The 16,683-nt window shown below is 56.0% G+C and carries 13 protein-coding genes; 8 read left to right on the top strand and 5 right to left on the bottom strand.

Translation table 11 applies throughout. The features are described from left to right. The first annotated feature begins 47 nt into the window (after positions 1 to 47). A complete protein-coding gene (locus ABC395_RS25685) occupies positions 48 to 1,109 on the top strand; it encodes an LLM class flavin-dependent oxidoreductase (protein ID WP_413006540.1) in 1,062 nt (353 codons plus the stop codon). Positions 1,110 to 1,451: 342 nt separating this feature from the next. Here the strand turns inward: ABC395_RS25685 and ABC395_RS25680 are convergent, their stop codons facing one another. After that, positions 1,452 to 2,912 carry an MFS transporter gene (locus tag ABC395_RS25680; protein ID WP_413006539.1) on the bottom strand — a complete coding sequence of 487 codons (1,461 nt, stop codon included), beginning with the start codon at positions 2,910 to 2,912 and terminating at the stop codon, positions 1,452 to 1,454. An 85-nt stretch (positions 2,913 to 2,997) separates the two neighbouring features. Beyond that, the gene (locus ABC395_RS25675) at positions 2,998 to 3,462 is read right to left on the bottom strand and encodes a MarR family winged helix-turn-helix transcriptional regulator (RefSeq protein WP_413006538.1); all 465 of its coding nucleotides are present in this window, start codon (positions 3,460 to 3,462) and stop codon (positions 2,998 to 3,000) included. A 333-nt stretch (positions 3,463 to 3,795) separates the two neighbouring features. Between ABC395_RS25675 and ABC395_RS25670 the strand changes: the two genes are divergently transcribed. The 6 genes from ABC395_RS25670 (at position 3,796) to ABC395_RS25645 (ending at position 9,006) form a co-directional block, all read left to right on the top strand. Next, positions 3,796 to 4,719: a putative RNA methyltransferase gene (locus ABC395_RS25670; RefSeq protein WP_413006537.1), complete on the top strand. Its 924-nt coding sequence runs from the start codon at positions 3,796 to 3,798 to the stop codon at positions 4,717 to 4,719. 271 nt (positions 4,720 to 4,990) lie between these two features. After that, positions 4,991 to 5,158, top strand: a complete 168-nt coding sequence (locus ABC395_RS25665) for a hypothetical protein (protein WP_413006536.1) — start codon at positions 4,991 to 4,993, stop codon at positions 5,156 to 5,158. A gap of 114 nt (positions 5,159 to 5,272) precedes the next feature. Next, the gene (locus ABC395_RS25660; RefSeq protein WP_413006535.1) at positions 5,273 to 6,700 is read left to right on the top strand and encodes an alanine/glycine:cation symporter family protein; all 1,428 of its coding nucleotides are present in this window, start codon (positions 5,273 to 5,275) and stop codon (positions 6,698 to 6,700) included. Between the two features lie 203 nt (positions 6,701 to 6,903). Then, positions 6,904 to 7,662 (top strand): SDR family NAD(P)-dependent oxidoreductase, encoded by a 759-nt coding sequence (locus ABC395_RS25655; RefSeq protein WP_413006534.1) that lies wholly within the window; start codon positions 6,904 to 6,906, stop codon positions 7,660 to 7,662. Positions 7,663 to 7,734: 72 nt separating this feature from the next. Then, on the top strand, positions 7,735 to 8,166 hold the full coding sequence (locus tag ABC395_RS25650) for a MarR family winged helix-turn-helix transcriptional regulator (RefSeq protein WP_413006533.1): 432 nt from the start codon (positions 7,735 to 7,737) through the stop codon (positions 8,164 to 8,166). A gap of 24 nt (positions 8,167 to 8,190) precedes the next feature. Continuing rightward, positions 8,191 to 9,006 (top strand): SDR family NAD(P)-dependent oxidoreductase, encoded by an 816-nt coding sequence (locus ABC395_RS25645; protein WP_413006805.1) that lies wholly within the window; start codon positions 8,191 to 8,193, stop codon positions 9,004 to 9,006. Between the two features lie 203 nt (positions 9,007 to 9,209). On the opposite strand, the gene ABC395_RS25640 is transcribed toward ABC395_RS25645, so the two are convergent. From ABC395_RS25640 to ABC395_RS25630, 3 genes are all read right to left on the bottom strand, one after another. Then, the gene (locus ABC395_RS25640; RefSeq protein ID WP_413006532.1) at positions 9,210 to 10,325 is read right to left on the bottom strand and encodes an alkene reductase; all 1,116 of its coding nucleotides are present in this window, start codon (positions 10,323 to 10,325) and stop codon (positions 9,210 to 9,212) included. Between the two features lie 66 nt (positions 10,326 to 10,391). Further along, a complete protein-coding gene (locus tag ABC395_RS25635) occupies positions 10,392 to 10,661 on the bottom strand; it encodes an ArsR/SmtB family transcription factor (protein ID WP_413006531.1) in 270 nt (89 codons plus the stop codon). 233 nt (positions 10,662 to 10,894) lie between these two features. Further along, positions 10,895 to 12,382 (bottom strand): peptide MFS transporter, encoded by a 1,488-nt coding sequence (locus ABC395_RS25630; protein ID WP_413006530.1) that lies wholly within the window; start codon positions 12,380 to 12,382, stop codon positions 10,895 to 10,897. A gap of 313 nt (positions 12,383 to 12,695) precedes the next feature. Here ABC395_RS25630 and ABC395_RS25625 point away from each other — a divergent pair, with 313 nt between their 5' ends. Next, complete coding sequence (locus ABC395_RS25625; protein WP_413006529.1) at positions 12,696 to 16,298, top strand: polysaccharide lyase family 8 super-sandwich domain-containing protein; 3,603 nt, start codon at positions 12,696 to 12,698, stop codon at positions 16,296 to 16,298. The last annotated feature ends 385 nt before the right edge of the window (positions 16,299 to 16,683 follow it).

The following is a 16,683-nucleotide window of genomic DNA, read 5'->3' as shown; positions in this document are numbered from 1 at the left end:
CTCTCAAAGCTGCGGAAGACGATATCTAAAATCAGGAGGACTGCACAATGGAGATAGGGATAAGCACGTTTGTGGAAACGACGCCGGACGTTCATACCGGCGAGGTAATCAGCCACGCGCAGAGGCTGCGTGAGGTTGTGGAAGAGATCGTACTCGCCGACCGGGTGGGACTGGACGTGTACGGAGTGGGGGAGCATCACCGCAAGGATTATGCGGCTTCTTCCCCTGCCCTCGTACTGGCCGCAGCCGCGCCGCAGACAAAACGGATCCGGCTGACCAGCGCGGTCACGGTGCTCTCTTCGGCGGACCCCGTACGCGTGTTCCAGGATTTCGCCACGCTGGACGGCATATCGGGCGGCCGCGCGGAAATCATGGCGGGCCGGGGCTCTTTCATCGAGTCGTTCCCGCTGTTCGGTTACGATCTGGACCATTATAACGAGCTGTTCGACGAGAAGCTGGAGCTTCTTCTGAAGATCCGGGCATCCGAGAAAGTGACCTGGCAGGGCGGCCACCGGCCCGCGATCGACAATCTGGGCGTATATCCTCGTCCGGTTCAGGACCCTTTGCCGGTATGGATCGGCAGCGGAGGTAACCAGGAGTCCGTAGTCCGCGCCGGACTGCTCGGTCTGCCCCTTGTGCTGGCCATCATCGGAGGCAGCCCCGTGCAGTTTGCGCCCCTCGTGCAGCTCTACAAGAAAGCGGCCGCTCATGCGGGCCACGACGCCTCGAAGCTGCCGGTCGCCTCGCATTCGCACGGCTTTATCGCCGAGACGACGGAGCTGGCGGCCGACAAGTTTTTCCCGTCCACGCAGGCCGTCATGAACGTGCTGGGCCGGGAGCGGGGCTGGGGACCTTACGACCGGTCCAGCTTCGATTCCGCGCGGAGCTTTAACGGAGCGCTGTACGTGGGGGACCCGGAAACTGTCGCACGAAAGATCGTTCATCTCCGCAAGAACGTCGGCATTACCCGGTTCCTGCTGCACGTGCCGGTCGGCACCATGCCTCACGACGAAGTCATGAGAGCCATCGAGCTGCTGGGAACCGAGGTGGCGCCGCGGGTACGCGAGGAAGTTGCCGCGTGGGAAGCGGAAGGCGGCGAGAAAGTCTAGCCGCGGCCGGCAAGAGGCCGTTGAGTGCGGCTAGTCCGGTGTGCGGCGGAGATACCGTATCGCGAAGAAAAGCCCGTTTAGCTTGTTTGTTGAGCTAAACGGGCTTTTTTAGAGGATGGAGAGGTTTTGGGATCATCCTGCGGCTAGGTCGCACACTGTATCGGTTGGTGTCCTGGCGATGGCGTTCTCTGCGGCTAACACGCTCTCGCCAGACTGCCAACTGCCAGGATCCGGCTCCCTCCGCCGAGCGTACGGCCGGTTCCGGTCAGCTATCGTTTCCGTCCCCAACCATGCGGACCTTCGCTGGCCTATCCGTCTCTTCCATGCACGGTTACTCCGGTCTCAGGTGCGCGTCTGCGTTTTCGGCTGCACTCCGGGTGCCGGCTCCGGCTGAATCCGGCGCCGTCTTTCCAGGTAAAAGCTGAGGCCGAGCAGGGCTATGGCGCCCGCGCATAGCCACACGTTGATTTCGAACACCGAACTCAATGCGCCAAGAAGCCTGTCCGGTTCCGAAGAAGCGGACTGAGCCGCCCCTTGCACGACCCCGAGCCCCAAAGCGGCTCCGACGACCATGCCCAGGTTGCGGGTCAACGCGATCATGCCGCCGATAGAGCCAACATGCTCTTTCGGCGCATGATGAAGGATGGTGCTGTTGTTCGGCGAGGTAATCAGGCCCATGCCCAGGCCGACCAGCGCCAGTAGGGCGGTCAATCCCGCCATAGGCAGCCCCCCGAGGCCGAGTGAGAAAACAGCCGCTCCGCCGCCCATGGCAAGCAGTCCGAGAAGGACGAGCAGGCCCGAGCCGAAGCGGTCCGATAAATGACCCGCGAACGGACCGGTGACGGCGAGCAGAATCGGATAAGCCGTCATGACCGCTCCGGCGGCTGACGGGGACATCCCCGATACTCCGGACAAGTAGAACGGGAGGGTGACCAGGAAGCTGTTGGCGAGCACGAATGCCACGCAGCTGATGATCAGCCCGGCGGACAGCGCGGGTATCCGGAAAGCCCGTACGGGAACAAACGGATTCGCCTGCCTCCGCTCCCAGATCAGGAAAACGGCCAGCAGGAGTGCCGCGAAAGCCAGCATGGACACCGATACCGGTGACAGCCATCCCCTGGATGAACTGCCGGATATCGTCCAAATGACGGAGCTGATGATCGCCACGAACATTAAACCACCCGCGGCATCGAAAGGAGCGGACGGGCGCTTTTCCTTGGCGGGAGCGGACGGAATATAGCGGAAAGCCAGCACGGTTGCGATAACCGCGACAGGCACGTGAATGAGGAACAGCCAGTGCCAGTTCAGCCACTCCGCAACCATTCCGCCGGCGATAGGCCCGCTCATGGCGCCGAGAGCGACGGCGGTATTGACCGTGCCAAGCGCGCGTCCCCGGTTTTCTTTGGGGAGATGCAGGGTAATCAGCGCCATATTGGTCGCCTGAAACATGGCCGCACCGACCGCCTGCACGATTCTGAAACCGAGCAGCGCCCCTATACCCGGCGAGAAAGCCACCAGTACGGAGCTGACGCCGAACAGGACGTACCCGAGGTTGTGGATGAGACGGAAGCCCCAGCGGTCTCCCAGCTTACCCATGACAGGCAGCAGGGCAGCGATAACGAGCAGGTATCCGGTCGTAATCCACTGGGCCGTGCCGAGCGTAGTCCCGAAGATGGCGGCAAACTGGGGCAGAGAGACATTCACGATCCCGGCCGTAAAATGCGAAATAAAGGCGCCCAGGCAAATAGCCGTTACCATGAGCGAAGGGCGGAGTTCCTTTGTCCTTATTGCTGCGGATTGCACAATCCGTCACCTCCGATAGTTGGTATAGATACTAAACTAATTAGCCAAAAAAATAATGCTCTGTCGTTCAGGCCCTATGAAGTCTTTATTTTTTTAAAAAAGCGATCAATTTGTCGATACAGGTATCGAACACGTCGATTTCCTGCTCGGTCAACTGCTCCCGGAGCTGTTCGTAGAAAGCACGATGCACTTCTTCGTGGGCCGCATGGGCTTCCTTTCCCTTGACGGTAAGCGACAGGAGCGTTCCCCGGGAATCTTCGGGATGCGGTGAACGCACGACCAGCCCCTTGGACTCCAGGCGCACAATAAGCTGAGTCACCGCTCCCTTGGTGATCTCCAGCCTTCCGGCCAGCTCGCTCATAAGAATGCCGCCCTCGGTTCCGATCGCCTCGATCGTGTGGATTTCGCTGGGAGTGAGCGGTCCCGCGCTTCCGAAAGTCTGGGGCCGCCGTTCAAGCCGGCGGAGCTGCAGGATCAGACGGCCGAGACTGCGGCCGCTGCCGGTATCATCCGTTCTGTTGTCAGTCTGAGAAGTTCTATTCTTTTCCATGTAATTAGTATAGGTTCTAAACTATCTGCTGTCAAAGAAAATCTCCCGGATTAAGCACCTCTATGAAACCGGAAACAGCGGCCGCCTTCCCCATCTCCCGGTCGAAATATCAAGACTTCTTGATTATCTGCTATAATCGAAAGAGAAGAAGCCGGCGCTTCTTCCATTCAACCGGCGAGGAGAACTGCGGACCATGATCATCCAATTCATTCGATATCGTTAATGAAAGGTACAGCTAAGCCAAACTCTTCCGTTTTTTTACGAAATGGATCAGGGTTTGTTTACCTGTGCCTTTTTCATTCAACTATTTCGAATGAACGGGGTGTTTTTGGCATGTCTTTGGGAAAAAACGGGGCCGTCCGGCTTTTGGCGGCCCATGAAACGATATTCGAATGTCCCGTCTGCGGCGGGCACATGACCGTGATAGAGGCAAAAAGCTTGCGCTGCGGCGGAGGTCACAATTTCGATCTCGCTAGAGAAGGATATCTGAATCTGCTGACGCAAGCCGTTAAGAGCAAGTACGGCAAAAACCTTTTCGCCGCGCGCAAAACCATAAACGAAAACGGGCTTTTCGATCCGATACGCGACGAGATCGCCGAACGGATTGCGGGAGGCGTTCCACCGGATAAACGGCGCTCCCGCCTTCGACTACTCGATGCCGGCTGCGGAGAAGGCTCTCTTTTATCGGGTATCAAGAGACAAGTGAGCGGCCGGACCAAAGGGGATTTGCTGGCGGTCGGCATGGACCTCGCGAAGGAAGGGGTCCGGCTGGCGTCCAAAACAGATTCGGAAGCGCTGTGGTGTGCGGCAGACCTTGCGAAAGCGCCTTTCCGGGCAGCCTCGTTCGACGTGATTCTGAACATCCTGTCCCCCTCCAATTACGCGGAATTCGGCAGGCTGTTAAGCGGGGACGGGCTGCTGATCAAGGTTGTCCCCGAGCAAAATTACCTGCGTGAGATCCGCCGCAGGCTGTATGCGGGCACACAGCGGGAAGCATACTCAAGCCGCCAGGCCGTGGAGCGGTTCCGGGAACGCTTCGTGCTCTTGGACAGCCGGCGGCTGAAGTATACCTGGCAGCTCCGGCCGGGTCTGCTGGAGCCTCTGCTGGACATGACGCCTTTAGCCTGGGGGGCCGGAAAAGACCGGCTGCGGGAGGCTTTGGCCATGGAAGCGGATGAAATCACGGTAGACGTTACCGTTCTTTGCGGCAGACCCATACAGCCGTCTTCTGAAGGATTTCGCGGGCCTTTGATTTAAAGAGGCAAAAAGCCAGCGCTGTTGCGGGGGCCACAATTTCGATCCCGCGGGAGAAGGATGTCTTAATCTGAATCCGCTGCCGCAAGCCGTTAAGATCAACTAGGGCAAAAATCTTTTCGTCGCGTACTGCAGCGGGAGCGTTAGCTCCATACAGCTTCGCCCGATTCTTTTAACCAAGCGGCTCTGCCATCCGGCGGGGCTGCTTTTTTTTGCGGAGAAGGGAATAATACGGTCACCCGCTTATATTTCGGCTACCGGAGGTTTTATGAAGATGAGAAAAATGGTGTTGACCTGGCTGCTGTTTACGCTTTTTCTGGCCGCCGAATCCGGGGAACGGGCAAAGAACGCCGGCTTGCCCGGGCAGGACGCCGATAAACCGGATATCCGCTGGAGCAAACAACGCCTTTGTACCCAGTCTCCCCGTCAAGGCAGCGGCTAATTTCCAAAATCTGAAACAGGCACTAAGATCCTACCTCAACCGGCGAAAACTTGATATACTTAAAAGGTTTTTTATCATACTGTGCAAAAAAATAACCGACAAGCGAGGTACTCCATGATTGATTTTTTACAAAGTATGATTAATCTGCTGAACGACCTTCTATGGTCTAAACTGTTGATTGTCCTGTTGATCGCCATCGGTCTTTATTTTACGTACCGGTCGAAATTCATGCAGTTCCGCATGATCCGGGAAATGCTGCGGGTACTGTTCGAGTCCAAGAGCGGCGCCGGCGACAATATCTCGCCTTTCCAGGCATTCTGTATCAGTATGGCGGCCCGTGTGGGAACCGGGAATATTACCGGGGTGGCTATCGCCGTCGCTTTGGGGGGACCCGGCGCCGTATTCTGGATGTGGATTATCGCGCTTATCGGTTCGGCTTCCAGTTTCGTCGAGAGCACGCTGGCGCAGGTTTATAAAATCAAGGATAAGAACGGCTTCCGCGGAGGACCGGCTTATTATATGCAAACGGGTTTGAAGAAACGCTGGATGGGAGCGTTGTTCGCCGTCCTGATTACGATTTCGTTCGGTCTGGTGTTTAATGCGGTACAGTCCAATACGATTACGGTCGCGTTCGAAAATTCATTCGGTACGGATCGTCTGACGGTCGGCATCATCATGACGCTTGTTTTCGGAGCGATTATTTTCGGCGGGGTCAAGCGGATTGCGAAAATGTCCGAGTACATCGTTGTTGTGCTGGCGGTATTGTATATCGGGATCGCCGTGTTCATCGTTCTGATGAACATCACGAAAATGCCCGAGGTCCTGGCTCTGATCGTCAAAAACGCCTTCGGAATCGAGCAGATTGCAGGCGGTTCGCTGGGAGCGGCGCTGCTCCAGGGAGTGAAGCGCGGCCTGTTCTCCAACGAAGCGGGAATGGGGAGCGCGCCGAACGCCGCGGCGACGGCCACGACGTCCCATCCGGCGAAGCAGGGGCTGATCCAGGCTTTCGGCGTGTTGACCGATACGCTGGTCATTTGTACGAGCACGGCCTTTATCGTGCTGCTCTCCGGCGCGTACACCGATCCGAGCCTTAACGGCATCGAGCTTACGCAGGCTGCCTTGAGCGTTCATATCGGGTCGTGGGCGTCCGGTTTCCTCGCGATTATGGTGTTTCTTTTCGCGTTCAGTACGCTGCTGGGCAACTACTACTATGGGGAAACGAACATCGAATTCCTCCATTCCAATAAAGCTTGGGTCCGGCTTTACCGGGTGGCGGTGCTGGCCATGGTTATTTTCGGCTCCGTCGCCAAGGTCCAGGTCGTCTGGGATCTGGCCGACTTGTTTATGGGCTTGATGGTAGTGGTCAACCTGATTGCGATCACCTGGTTATCCAAAATCGCTTTTGCGGTATTGAACGACTATATGAAACAGAAAAAAGCGGGCAAGGACCCCGTTTTCACGAGAAACAGTGTACCGGGACTGCAAGACCTTGAGTGCTGGGAGGACCCGGCTGCGGACGGAACGGATAAATCCCGTACGTAAACCTGCCCGGAAGACCTCAATCCTTTAACCGAAAGATTTTGATCACCCCAGTAAGGCGTCCGGCATTTATGCCGGACGTCTTTTTTTGCGTCATTATGGTTTGCCGCCCCGTGTAGGTTTGGTTTGCCCGTCCCTTTAACGTGATACTATTTACTATTAAATTATTAGATGTTAAAATATATGCAAGGGAGATGAATATTATCATGTCTGAAAAATTACAAGGCAAAGTCGCCATAATAACAGGCGGAGCTTCCGGTATCGGCAAAGGCATGGCTATGGCCTTCGTCAAAGAAGGGGCGACCGTCGTCATCATCGATTTGAACGAGGAGGTCGGCAGACAGTCGGTTCAGGAGCTGCAGCAGTACCGGCCCGATTCCATGTTTATTCAGGCCGATCTGGCCGAGCATGACAAGCTGGAAGGGCTCGTGAAGCAGGTTGCCGAGAAGTACGGCCGGCTGGATATTCTGGTCAATAATGCCCATGCGTCCAAGAACATGCCGTTCGAGCAGATTACGCAAGAAGTGCTCGACTTGTCCTTCGACACAGGCTTTTATCCGACCTTTTATCTGATGCAGGCGGCACTGCCTTATTTAAAAGAATCCCAAGGTAAAATCATTAACTTCGCTTCCGGAGCGGGCATTAACGGTGACGTTAACCAAGCCTCTTACGCGGCTGCGAAAGAAGCGATCCGGGCTATTTCCCGTGTGGCCGCCAATGAATTCGGACCGTTCGGCATCAATGTCAATATCATTTCGCCGATCGCGAACTCTCCGGGCATACAGAAATGGGCTAAAGAGCAGCCGGAATATTATGAGGCGATGCTGTCCAAAATTCCGCTGAGAAGACTCGGTGAGCTTGAAAGCGACATCGGCCGTGTAGCCGTATTCCTGGCGAGCGAGGATTCCGATTACATTACGGGACAAACCATTATGGTTGACGGTGGAGCGACGAAGCTGAGATAATCGGCGAAAGCTGCCTAACCTGATCCGATCAAGCAGCCCTACTTGTATGACTTTTCTGTCAAGGAGGCTACTTTGGAAAAAACCGATGTTTTCAAACTGATCCATGCCGTAGAACTGTTCACGAACGAAGCGATTATCCGCTGGACGAAATCTTTTCAGCCTAATATAGGGATTTCTCCGATTATCGCTCTGGCCGAACTCAACCAGCACGGTCCTCAGAAGCAGAGCGTGCTGGCCGCCAAACTCGGCTACACGCCGGGGGCTATGACGAATATAGCGGGCAGGCTGACGAAGCTGGGGCTTGCGGAGCGCAGATATAACGAGAGCGATCGCCGGAACGTGTTTCTGGCGATTACGGATAAGGGAATTACCGTCCTGCGTGAAGCCCAGAAGAAAGGCCAGGAACTGCGCATTGAGATGTTCCAGGTGCTGAACGAGGAAGAGATCCAACAATTTCTGTCCATTTACGAGAAGCTGCTTAAAAACTTCAAGGATAAGGATTAAGCAAGCATACAGGGGGTTATTATGATGGGAAGAGTACAAGGTAAAGTAGCTTTAGTAACAGGCGGGGCGTCCGGCATCGGGTTGTCCGCGGCAGCACTGCTTGCGAAAGAAGGGGCTAAAGTCGTAATCGGCGATTTTAACGTCGAAGGCGCGAAAGAAGCGGCTGAAAGAATCAAGAGCGCAGGCGGAGAAGCGACAGCCACCTTCCTGGATGCTTCTAATGAACAATCGATCCGCGAGGCCGTTGATTTTACCGTGGAACAATACGGCACTTTGAACGTTCTCTTTAACAATGTGGGTCTGACCAATTTGAAGAAAGACGTCGACGTCGTGAACATGGATCTCGAAGAATGGGACCGTCTCATGAACGTCAATCTGAAAAGCGTGCTGCTCGGCAGCCGGTTCGCGATTCCGCATATGATCAAAGCCGGAGGCGGCTCGATCATCAATACGGCATCGATGGCCGGTTTCGCCTCGGATGCGACACGCTCCGCGTATGGTGCGTCCAAGGCGGCCGTCGTGAACCTGACCCGGTATATCGCGACTCAGTACGGCAAGGACAACATCCGCTGCAACGGTGTCGCACCGGGTCTGATCCTGACCCCTGCGGCGAAGAACAACATGCCGCAGCCGGTGCTGGATATTTTCGCGAAGTATAACGCTCTGCCATATCACGGCGAAGCGGACGATATCGGCTACACCGTGCTGTTCCTGGCATCGGACGAATCGAAGTTTATTACCGGCCAGACGATTCAGGTCGAAGGCGGGCACTACTTGGCTAATCCGACCGTTCCGGATTTTAAAGCGTTCATGGCCCAGGCTCAAGGGACACAGGGCTAAGCCAAGCGTCTTCGGGAGGCATCGTGCCGGGGCCATGCGGCCGGTGCTGACATGAGGGGCTTGGCCCGATCCCGCGCGGCTGTCAGCCGTGCAGGCGGGGACTAAAACAAACAAACAAGCTGACACTGCTGGATGAGCGGTGTCAGCTTGTTTGTTGTGGGGAGCCGGACATGCGGCGGGGAAACGGCGGTGAGTTCGGGAGGTTAAGCCAGGACGCCGAGATGCTGCTTCGCGTCGTACTCCTCCAGCGCTTCACCGTTCTTCAAACGGTGAATAAAGTCCGGATTCGGAATAAGCGGACGGCCGAAAGCGGCCAGATCAATCGTTCCCTCGGCTAAAGCCTGCTCCGCGGTTTGGGGGTCCAGCGTTCCGACGCCGACGATAACGCCGTCCCAGTATTTGCGCACGAGCTCATGCATCGTTTTTCCGTCGGCAAGCACCCGGGTGAACTGCATGGTGGAAGGATGGATCATGGTCGCGCCCGCTTCCCGGAACGCCTCCGTGAAGGTACGGATGGCGCTGTCCGGATCCGCCCACATATAAGCCGGGTCATCGACTTTGTGGGCGGAGAAACGGATCAGCGTTCTCTCCGGCCCGATCGCATCGATAACCGCCTTCAGCACTTCTTTCGTCAGCGTTAACCGCTGCGCAAGGTCGCCGCCGTATCGATCTGTCCGACGGTTGCTTGCCTCCGAATTGAACTGGTCGATCAGATAGCCGTGCGCCCCGTGGATTTCGACGCCGTCGAAGCCGGCTTCAATCGCGTTGCGGGCCGCCTGGGCGAATTGGCCGACCAGCTCCTGAATGTCCGTGAGGGTCATCTCTTCGGGAGTGTCATAAGGCTTGCGCAACCGCGCCACATTCCCTTCCGCCCGGATGGCCGATGGGGCTTGCGGCGGCAAACCGCCGGCAATCTCATGGTGAGACAAGCGGCCCACATGCCAGATCTGCGCGATAATCGTGCCGCCCTCCGCATGTACGCCTTCGGTTACCTTTTTCCACCCGTCGATCTGCTCCCGGGTGTAGAGGCCGGGAACCCCCGGATTCCCTTTGCCGCGGGGACTGACCACAATGCCTTCGGAAATGATCAGGCCGATTCCGTCCGCGGCCCGCTTCCGGTAATATTCGGCTACGTCATCACCGACGACGCCTGTCTTGTCATCCGCGAAACAGCGGGTCATCGGGGCCATGGCCGTACGGGTTTGAAGGCTCCAGGCTCCGATTTTCACCGGTTCGAACAGCTTGCTTTCCGGCCCGTCCTGCAATTTCCCCCAAGTGCTTATGCCGGTTGCTTCAAAGACTCCTTTGTCCTCAGCCATCGTAACTCTCCTCCGTTATTTGTTAATTTTATATTTCTGCAAATACCGAAATAACAAGTGTGCGGGTTACTCTCCAAGCAGATAAGGCGCGTATTGTTCCAGAACATGCCGTTGTATGCGGTAGTAACGGAACGTTCCTTCCTTACGGACGGCAATCACTCCGCATTCGAGAAGCGGCTTCAAGTGATGCGTCAAAGTGGAGGCGGCCGTGTTATTCAACAATCCGGCCATCTCCAGGCAGGCCAGTTCCCGCCGTTTGACCAGCATCCGGACGATCTGCAAACGCGTGCTTTCGCCGAGAGCTTTGTAGACTTTAACCGCGCAATCATCGGTCACTGCGAAAACCCGCTTTCAAGAATTGCTGGTATTTTTGTGTTTCTGGAAATATCGTAATTCAACAGGGAATTATTGTCAATGGTTCTAAAGGTATGCTAGTGAGCAGGAGAATGCTTTGCAAAGAGGATAGGCGGCCCGGAGAACGGCAGCAGAAAAGGGGCGTATTCCGCGTCTCTCTAAGTTCCGGAAGCTAAAAAACCTCCGGTTTGCACCGGAGGTTCGCCGTAAACATTTTATTTTACACCCTTCATGTAGCCCTGAATTTTCGGAGACAGCACGTAGAGCACCAGGCTGAGCACGATGGCGGCTCCGCCAATAACGCCGAAATAAACCATCTCCGTCTCAGGCGTGTAGAACTTGACGATCTGCGCGTTGATCGCCTGCGCCGCCGCGTTGGACAAGAACCACAGGCTCATCGTCTGGGCCGTGAAGGCCGCGGGCGCAAGCTTCGTCGTAGCGGATAGGCCGACGGGCGACAAGCACAATTCGCCGACTACGACGATAAAGTAGCTGAGCACCAGCCACAGCGGATTCACCAGGGCGTCTCCGCCGAAGTAGGCCGGCAGCAGGATGACGAGGAAGGACAAGCCGGCGAACAGCAGGCCGAGCGAGAACTTCTTCGGAATCGTCGGCTGGCGGTCGCCGAGCCGCATCCACAGCCACGCGAAGACGGGCGCGAAAACGATAATGAACAGCGGATTGAGCGACTGGAACCAGGCGGGCGAAATGTTCAGGCCCATGAAGTCCAGCTGGGTCCGTTTATCCGCGTAGTTGGCCAGAATCGTGGAGCCCTGCTCCTGAATGGCCCAGAACATGATCGACGCGATAAACAGCGGGATATAAGCCACGAGGCGCGAGCGTTCTACCGCCGTGGTTTTGGGGCTTCTGTACATAACGATGAAGTAAATCGTCGGAATCAGAAGACCGAGCACCCCGATGAGCTTGATAAACGTGGAGAAGGTCAGCAGGCCCGCCGGGATGGCGATGGCAACCAGGACGGCCACTACGACAATCCCTATTCCCATAATCGTGAAAACTTTCTTCTTCTCGGCAGGGGACATGGGGTTAGCGACGACAGTTCCGGCAAGCCCGAGGTTCTTCTTCTTGGTCAGAACGAACAGAACCAGTCCGAGGAACATCCCGATAGCCGCAAGGCCGAAGCCGAGGTGAAAGTTTTTCATTCCCACCGTTCCCACGATAAGCGGAGAGAGGAAACCGCCCAGGTTAATTCCCATATAGAAAATACTGAAGCCGGAATCGCGGCGGGTATCCTGTTCGCTGTAAATTTCACCTACGATACTGGATACGTTGGGCTTAAGCAGCCCGGTACCGAGCACGATCAGCACCATCGAGACGAAGAAGAGAGCGACATTCCCCGGCACGGCGAGCACGAGATGCCCGAACATGATCAGAATTCCGCCGTAGAACACGGCTCGTGAAGTACCGAGCAGCCGGTCGGCGAGCCAACCTCCGATGATCCCCGACATATACACGAGGGAACCGTAAATGGACACAATGGCCAATGCGGTTCCTTCCGGGAAGCCGAGACCGCCGCGGGTCACTTCGTAATACATGTAAAAAACAAGGATAGCTTTCATTCCGTAATAGGAAAATCGCTCCCAAAACTCTGTAAAAAATAAGGTGAACAGCCCCTTGGGATGTCCGAAAAACCCCTTTTGGGGTACACTTTCTACGATTTTCTGTTTGTCGATAGCCGGCATAAACCAATCTCCCCTGTTTAAACGATTCTATTTCTGGGCGGAGCCAAGTAAGTTTTTCCCATAAGATATAATACCCAGGTGTCATAAGTTACAATCTCGCAGGGCAAAGAATGCTTATAATGACGTGAGGGGTGCAAGAAGCCACTTTATCAGATTACTAGAAAAATGCTATTAAAGTCAAAAATGTAAATTATGGAAGTCAAAATAAGACCCATACAAGTAAAAAAGTTGCACGTTGAAGACGATATAATCCCGTATGATGGAAAAGATAGCGCTTTCATAGTACTCTTAATAAAATGGAGGAGGTATGCCCATGTACCGTCTGACAAAAACATCTTATCTTGCCGTGATCCTCTGTTTTTCCCTTGTCTTTACCTTGTTCGGTGCGGGAACGCGGCCGGTCCGGGCGGAGGATGCTTATGACGGCATGCGTTTAAAGCTGCTTCATTTGATTTTGGGAGACGATCAATACTCCCTTCCTGTTTCCGACCCTCTTCTGCAAGACAAGCTTGCCAAAATGGACAGCGCCGTTTCTTCCTGTGCGGCAGCCTCGGCCCCCTGCTCAAGCGGCAAAGGAATGTGGGATATCCTGAACCGCGGAGCGGACCGGACTTATTTGTGGATCGACCTCCCTTTTACAAGCACGGACAGCTATACAAAATCGGGGGATATCACCAATTCGTATAACCGCCTGCTATCGATGATTACGGCATACTATACGCCGGGCTCCTCCTTTTACGGAAATGCGGCTCTGAAAAATGACGTGCTGAGCGCCCTCGACTGGCTTTATACGCAGAAGTACAACACAAGCGTGACTCCTTACGGCAACTGGTATCACTGGCAGATCGGCGTGCCTCAGGCGCTGACCAAGATCGGCATTCTGATGCGGGATGATTTAAGCGCCGTCCGGCTAACGAATTATATGAATGCGGTGAACCGGTTTATTCCGGATTCGGCGGCAAGAACAGTGAGCGGAAGCCCGGTTATGACCGGAGCCAATCTGCTCGATCAGGCCGTTTCGGTCGCCTACCGGGGCATTCTGGTGAAAGATGCCGCCAAAATAACGAACGCGAGGGACGCGCTCGGCAGCGTTTTTGCGTACGTGAATCCGGCTTCGGCTCCGAATACGCCGGCCCGCGACGGCTTTTATCAGGACGGTTCCTTTATCCAGCACGCGGCGATGCCCTATATCGGGGGCTACGGAACCACTCTGCTGAACGATATCGGAATCCTGCTATACACGCTGCAGGGTACCCAGTGGGACGTGACCGATGCGGGCAAATGGAACGTTTATAAGTGGGTGTTCGATTCCGTAGAGCCGTTTATATACGACGGCAATGTAATGGACATGGTAAGAGGCAGAAACATTGCCTACGGACCGGCGCTGGGAAATACGGACAGCGGACCGGTTCTGACCGGCAAAGGGCTCATCGCCTCCATCGGTTACCTCCTGCTTACGGCTCCGTCCACGAATGAACAGATGGGGGAGAAGTACCCGGACAACCCGAAGCAGGCCATTCAGGGCATGCTGAAATACTGGTTAAGCAAGGATACCACCAATCAGATTCTGGATTCCTCTTCGATGTACCAGTATTTTCAGCTCAAACAGATCGCAAATTCGCCGGTTCCGTCCAGAGGGGAGAAGACGGGAACCTCGATCTACGCGAACCAGGACCGTGCCGTGCACCTGCGCCCGGGCTTCGGTTTCGGGCTCAGCCTGTCGTCCAACCGGGTCGATAAATACGAATCGGGCAATAAAAACAACGTACAGGGCTGGTATACCGGGGACGGGATGACTTACCTGTACAACGCGGACAGCGGCCAGTACGACAACTTCTGGCCGACGGTAAACCGGTACCGGCTCCCGGGCACAACCGTCGATACGCAGACCCGTACGAACAGCAGCAACTGGACAAGCTATCTGAGCCCGAACCGGTGGGCGGGCGGCGCGGAGCTGCTGGGAACTTACGGCGCCGCCGGCATGGACCTGAAGTCGCCCGGCGATATCGGCAGCGGAGGGGCCATTCTGACTCCCTCCAATCTGACGGCGAAGAAGTCGTGGTTCATGTTCGATGACGAGATCGTATCGCTCGGAGCGGGTATCACGAATTCCGGCCAGACCGGCAGCGGATGGGACAGTTCTCCCCGCAAGGTGGAGACTATCGTGGAGAACCGCAAGATTGCCGGAGGCAACGAGTTCGCCGTGAACGGAACGGCCCAGCCTGCGGCTTCCGGCTGGTCGTCGGCTCTGCCCGGAACGAACTGGGCGTACCTGCAGGGCAATACGGGCGGGGAATCGTCCAGTACAGGGTACTATTTCCCGGGTTCGGCCGCTTTGAAGGCGTCCCGTGAAACAAGAACCGGCTCCTGGAACGAAATCAACGAGGCGACGCCCGGCGTGTATAACGTAATGGGAACGGAAGATTCTTATGTTCGTTCCAATGAAGGAAACCATGGCGCGGAGCCGACGGTGGTTGTCAAAAACGACGCCAACGGCTACGCCAGAGAAACGTATCTGAAGTTCGACTTGACGAATTTCGTGCCCGGGCAAGTCAAGTTCGACAGCGCTAAAGTCACGCTCGTCCCGACTGCGATCGGACCTACGGCTAAAGCGGTCCAGCATACGGCGGAATGGGTTCCGGACAACTCCTGGACGGAAACCGGCCTGCTCTGGACGAACAAACCGGTCTCGAGTCCGCTTAGTCCGGTCCAGCAGTGGTCGGGCATGCAGGCGGGAACCCCCGTCACGATCGACGTGTCCCAGGCGCTGCAGAACGCCTTGGCGAACAACCGGAAGGTGTTCTCCCTGCGCATCTATGCTTCGTCGCCTGCGGACCCGGACGGAACGGTCGCTTACGCAAGCCGCGAGAATCCGAATGCAAGCTACCGTCCCAAGCTGGTGTTGAGCGGCTACAAGGAAATGAAAAGCGCCGACTATTTGACTCTCTGGATGGATCACGGCGTGAATCCTTCGAACGCTTCCTACAGCTATGTCACGCTGCCGAACCGCAGCCGGGCGCAGGTGCAGGGCTATGCCGCCAATCCGGATATCGCCATTCTGGAAAACACGACGGCGGTCCAGGCCGTCAAAGAGAAAACCTTGAACCTGACCGCCGCAAATTTCTGGCAGGACGGTATCAAGACGGTCAAAGCGGACGGCACGGATTTCCTGACCGTGGATAAAAAAGCCTCCGTTCTGGTCAAAGAAAGCGCGGACGGACTGGACGTTTCCGTCTCCGATCCGACCCAGCAGAACAGCGGCACGATTCAGGTCGAAATCAACCGCAGCTACAGCGGCGCCGTTTTCCTGGAACCGGGGATTGGGGTTATTCAGTCGAGCCCGACGCTGAAGCTCTCGGTGGACGTAAACGGTTCTTACGGCAGGACGTTCCGCGCGAAGTTCTCGAACGCTGCCGCCGTCACGCTTCCCGCCAAGGGCGACGCGACTGTAAGGGACGGCAGCTATGCGGGCACGAACTACGGAACCGCGGGCTTCATGGAAGTGAAGAACGAGGCGGTGAGCTACAACCGGAGCGCCCTCGTTCAGTTCGACCTATCGTCGTATACGGGCGCAGCCGGCCGGGCTGCGATTGTCCTGATGCCGATTGATTCTCCGGCCAAGGCCGTCACCCATCAGGCCAGGCTCGTTTCCGCGCAGTGGGACGAGAAATCGCTGACCTGGAGCACCAAACCTGTGCCGGGCCTGCCTCTGGCCGAGTGGAAAGTGCCTGCCGCCGGCAGTCCTGTCATGATCGACGTTTCGGAGGCGGTACAGCGGGCCCTGGCTTCCGGGGATAAGAGGATAGCCGTTGAGATCCGCTCCCTCACTAACGGCTCGGATACGTACGCCAGCTATGCGAGCAAGGAAAATGCCGCAGCCGCAAGCCGGCCTGTTCTGAAAATTACGGCTCCATAGAAAACGGACGTATATATTCGTTTCGGGTTTCATCTATATAAAGGCTGTCCCGCGGTCTCCGGACCTGACGGGGCAGCTTTTTTCATTCGTGGGAGCGGCTCCCGTACCGGAATGTTTTAATGCCGCATTGAAAACATTTTCTTTTAACCTAATCAATTATTTGAATACGGTTGCGAGAAGGACAATCCGTCGGTCTGTAGAACGTAGTATCTGGGTGAAAAAAACGGTTACACGCATCCGTTCGGCAAGGACCCGGACTTTTTGAGGAGAGTTTCTGCGGGAGGGAAATTACCCTGTCCGTGCGGAGACAGGCTTATTCGGAGTTTATTGAAGCTTTTGACTCGATGAAACGGTGTAAAGAGCTTTCAGTCATCGTGAGATTCGG

It is taken from the genome of Paenibacillus canaveralius, assembly GCF_047238265.1.
Classification (GTDB): Bacteria; Bacillota; Bacilli; order Paenibacillales; family NBRC-103111; genus Paenibacillus_F.
The sequence above is the reverse complement of the archived record's forward strand: the minus strand, read 5'-3'. Positions and strand labels throughout refer to the sequence as shown.

Excerpts from the sequence above, each read along its gene's own strand:
- ABC395_RS25685 (WP_413006540.1), top strand. The coding sequence starts at position 48 with ATGGAGATAGGGATAAGCACGTTTGTGGAAACGACGCCGGACGTTCAT.
- ABC395_RS25675 (WP_413006538.1), bottom strand. The coding sequence starts at position 3,462 with ATGGAAAAGAATAGAACTTCTCAGACTGACAACAGAACGGATGATACC.
- ABC395_RS25670 (WP_413006537.1), top strand. The coding sequence starts at position 3,796 with ATGTCTTTGGGAAAAAACGGGGCCGTCCGGCTTTTGGCGGCCCATGAA.
- ABC395_RS25665 (WP_413006536.1), top strand. The coding sequence starts at position 4,991 with ATGAGAAAAATGGTGTTGACCTGGCTGCTGTTTACGCTTTTTCTGGCC.
- ABC395_RS25660 (WP_413006535.1), top strand. The coding sequence starts at position 5,273 with ATGATTGATTTTTTACAAAGTATGATTAATCTGCTGAACGACCTTCTA.
- ABC395_RS25655 (WP_413006534.1), top strand. The coding sequence starts at position 6,904 with ATGTCTGAAAAATTACAAGGCAAAGTCGCCATAATAACAGGCGGAGCT.
- ABC395_RS25645 (WP_413006805.1), top strand. The coding sequence starts at position 8,191 with ATGGGAAGAGTACAAGGTAAAGTAGCTTTAGTAACAGGCGGGGCGTCC.
- ABC395_RS25640 (WP_413006532.1), bottom strand. The coding sequence starts at position 10,325 with ATGGCTGAGGACAAAGGAGTCTTTGAAGCAACCGGCATAAGCACTTGG.
- ABC395_RS25630 (WP_413006530.1), bottom strand. The coding sequence starts at position 12,382 with ATGCCGGCTATCGACAAACAGAAAATCGTAGAAAGTGTACCCCAAAAG.
- ABC395_RS25625 (WP_413006529.1), top strand. The coding sequence starts at position 12,696 with ATGTACCGTCTGACAAAAACATCTTATCTTGCCGTGATCCTCTGTTTT.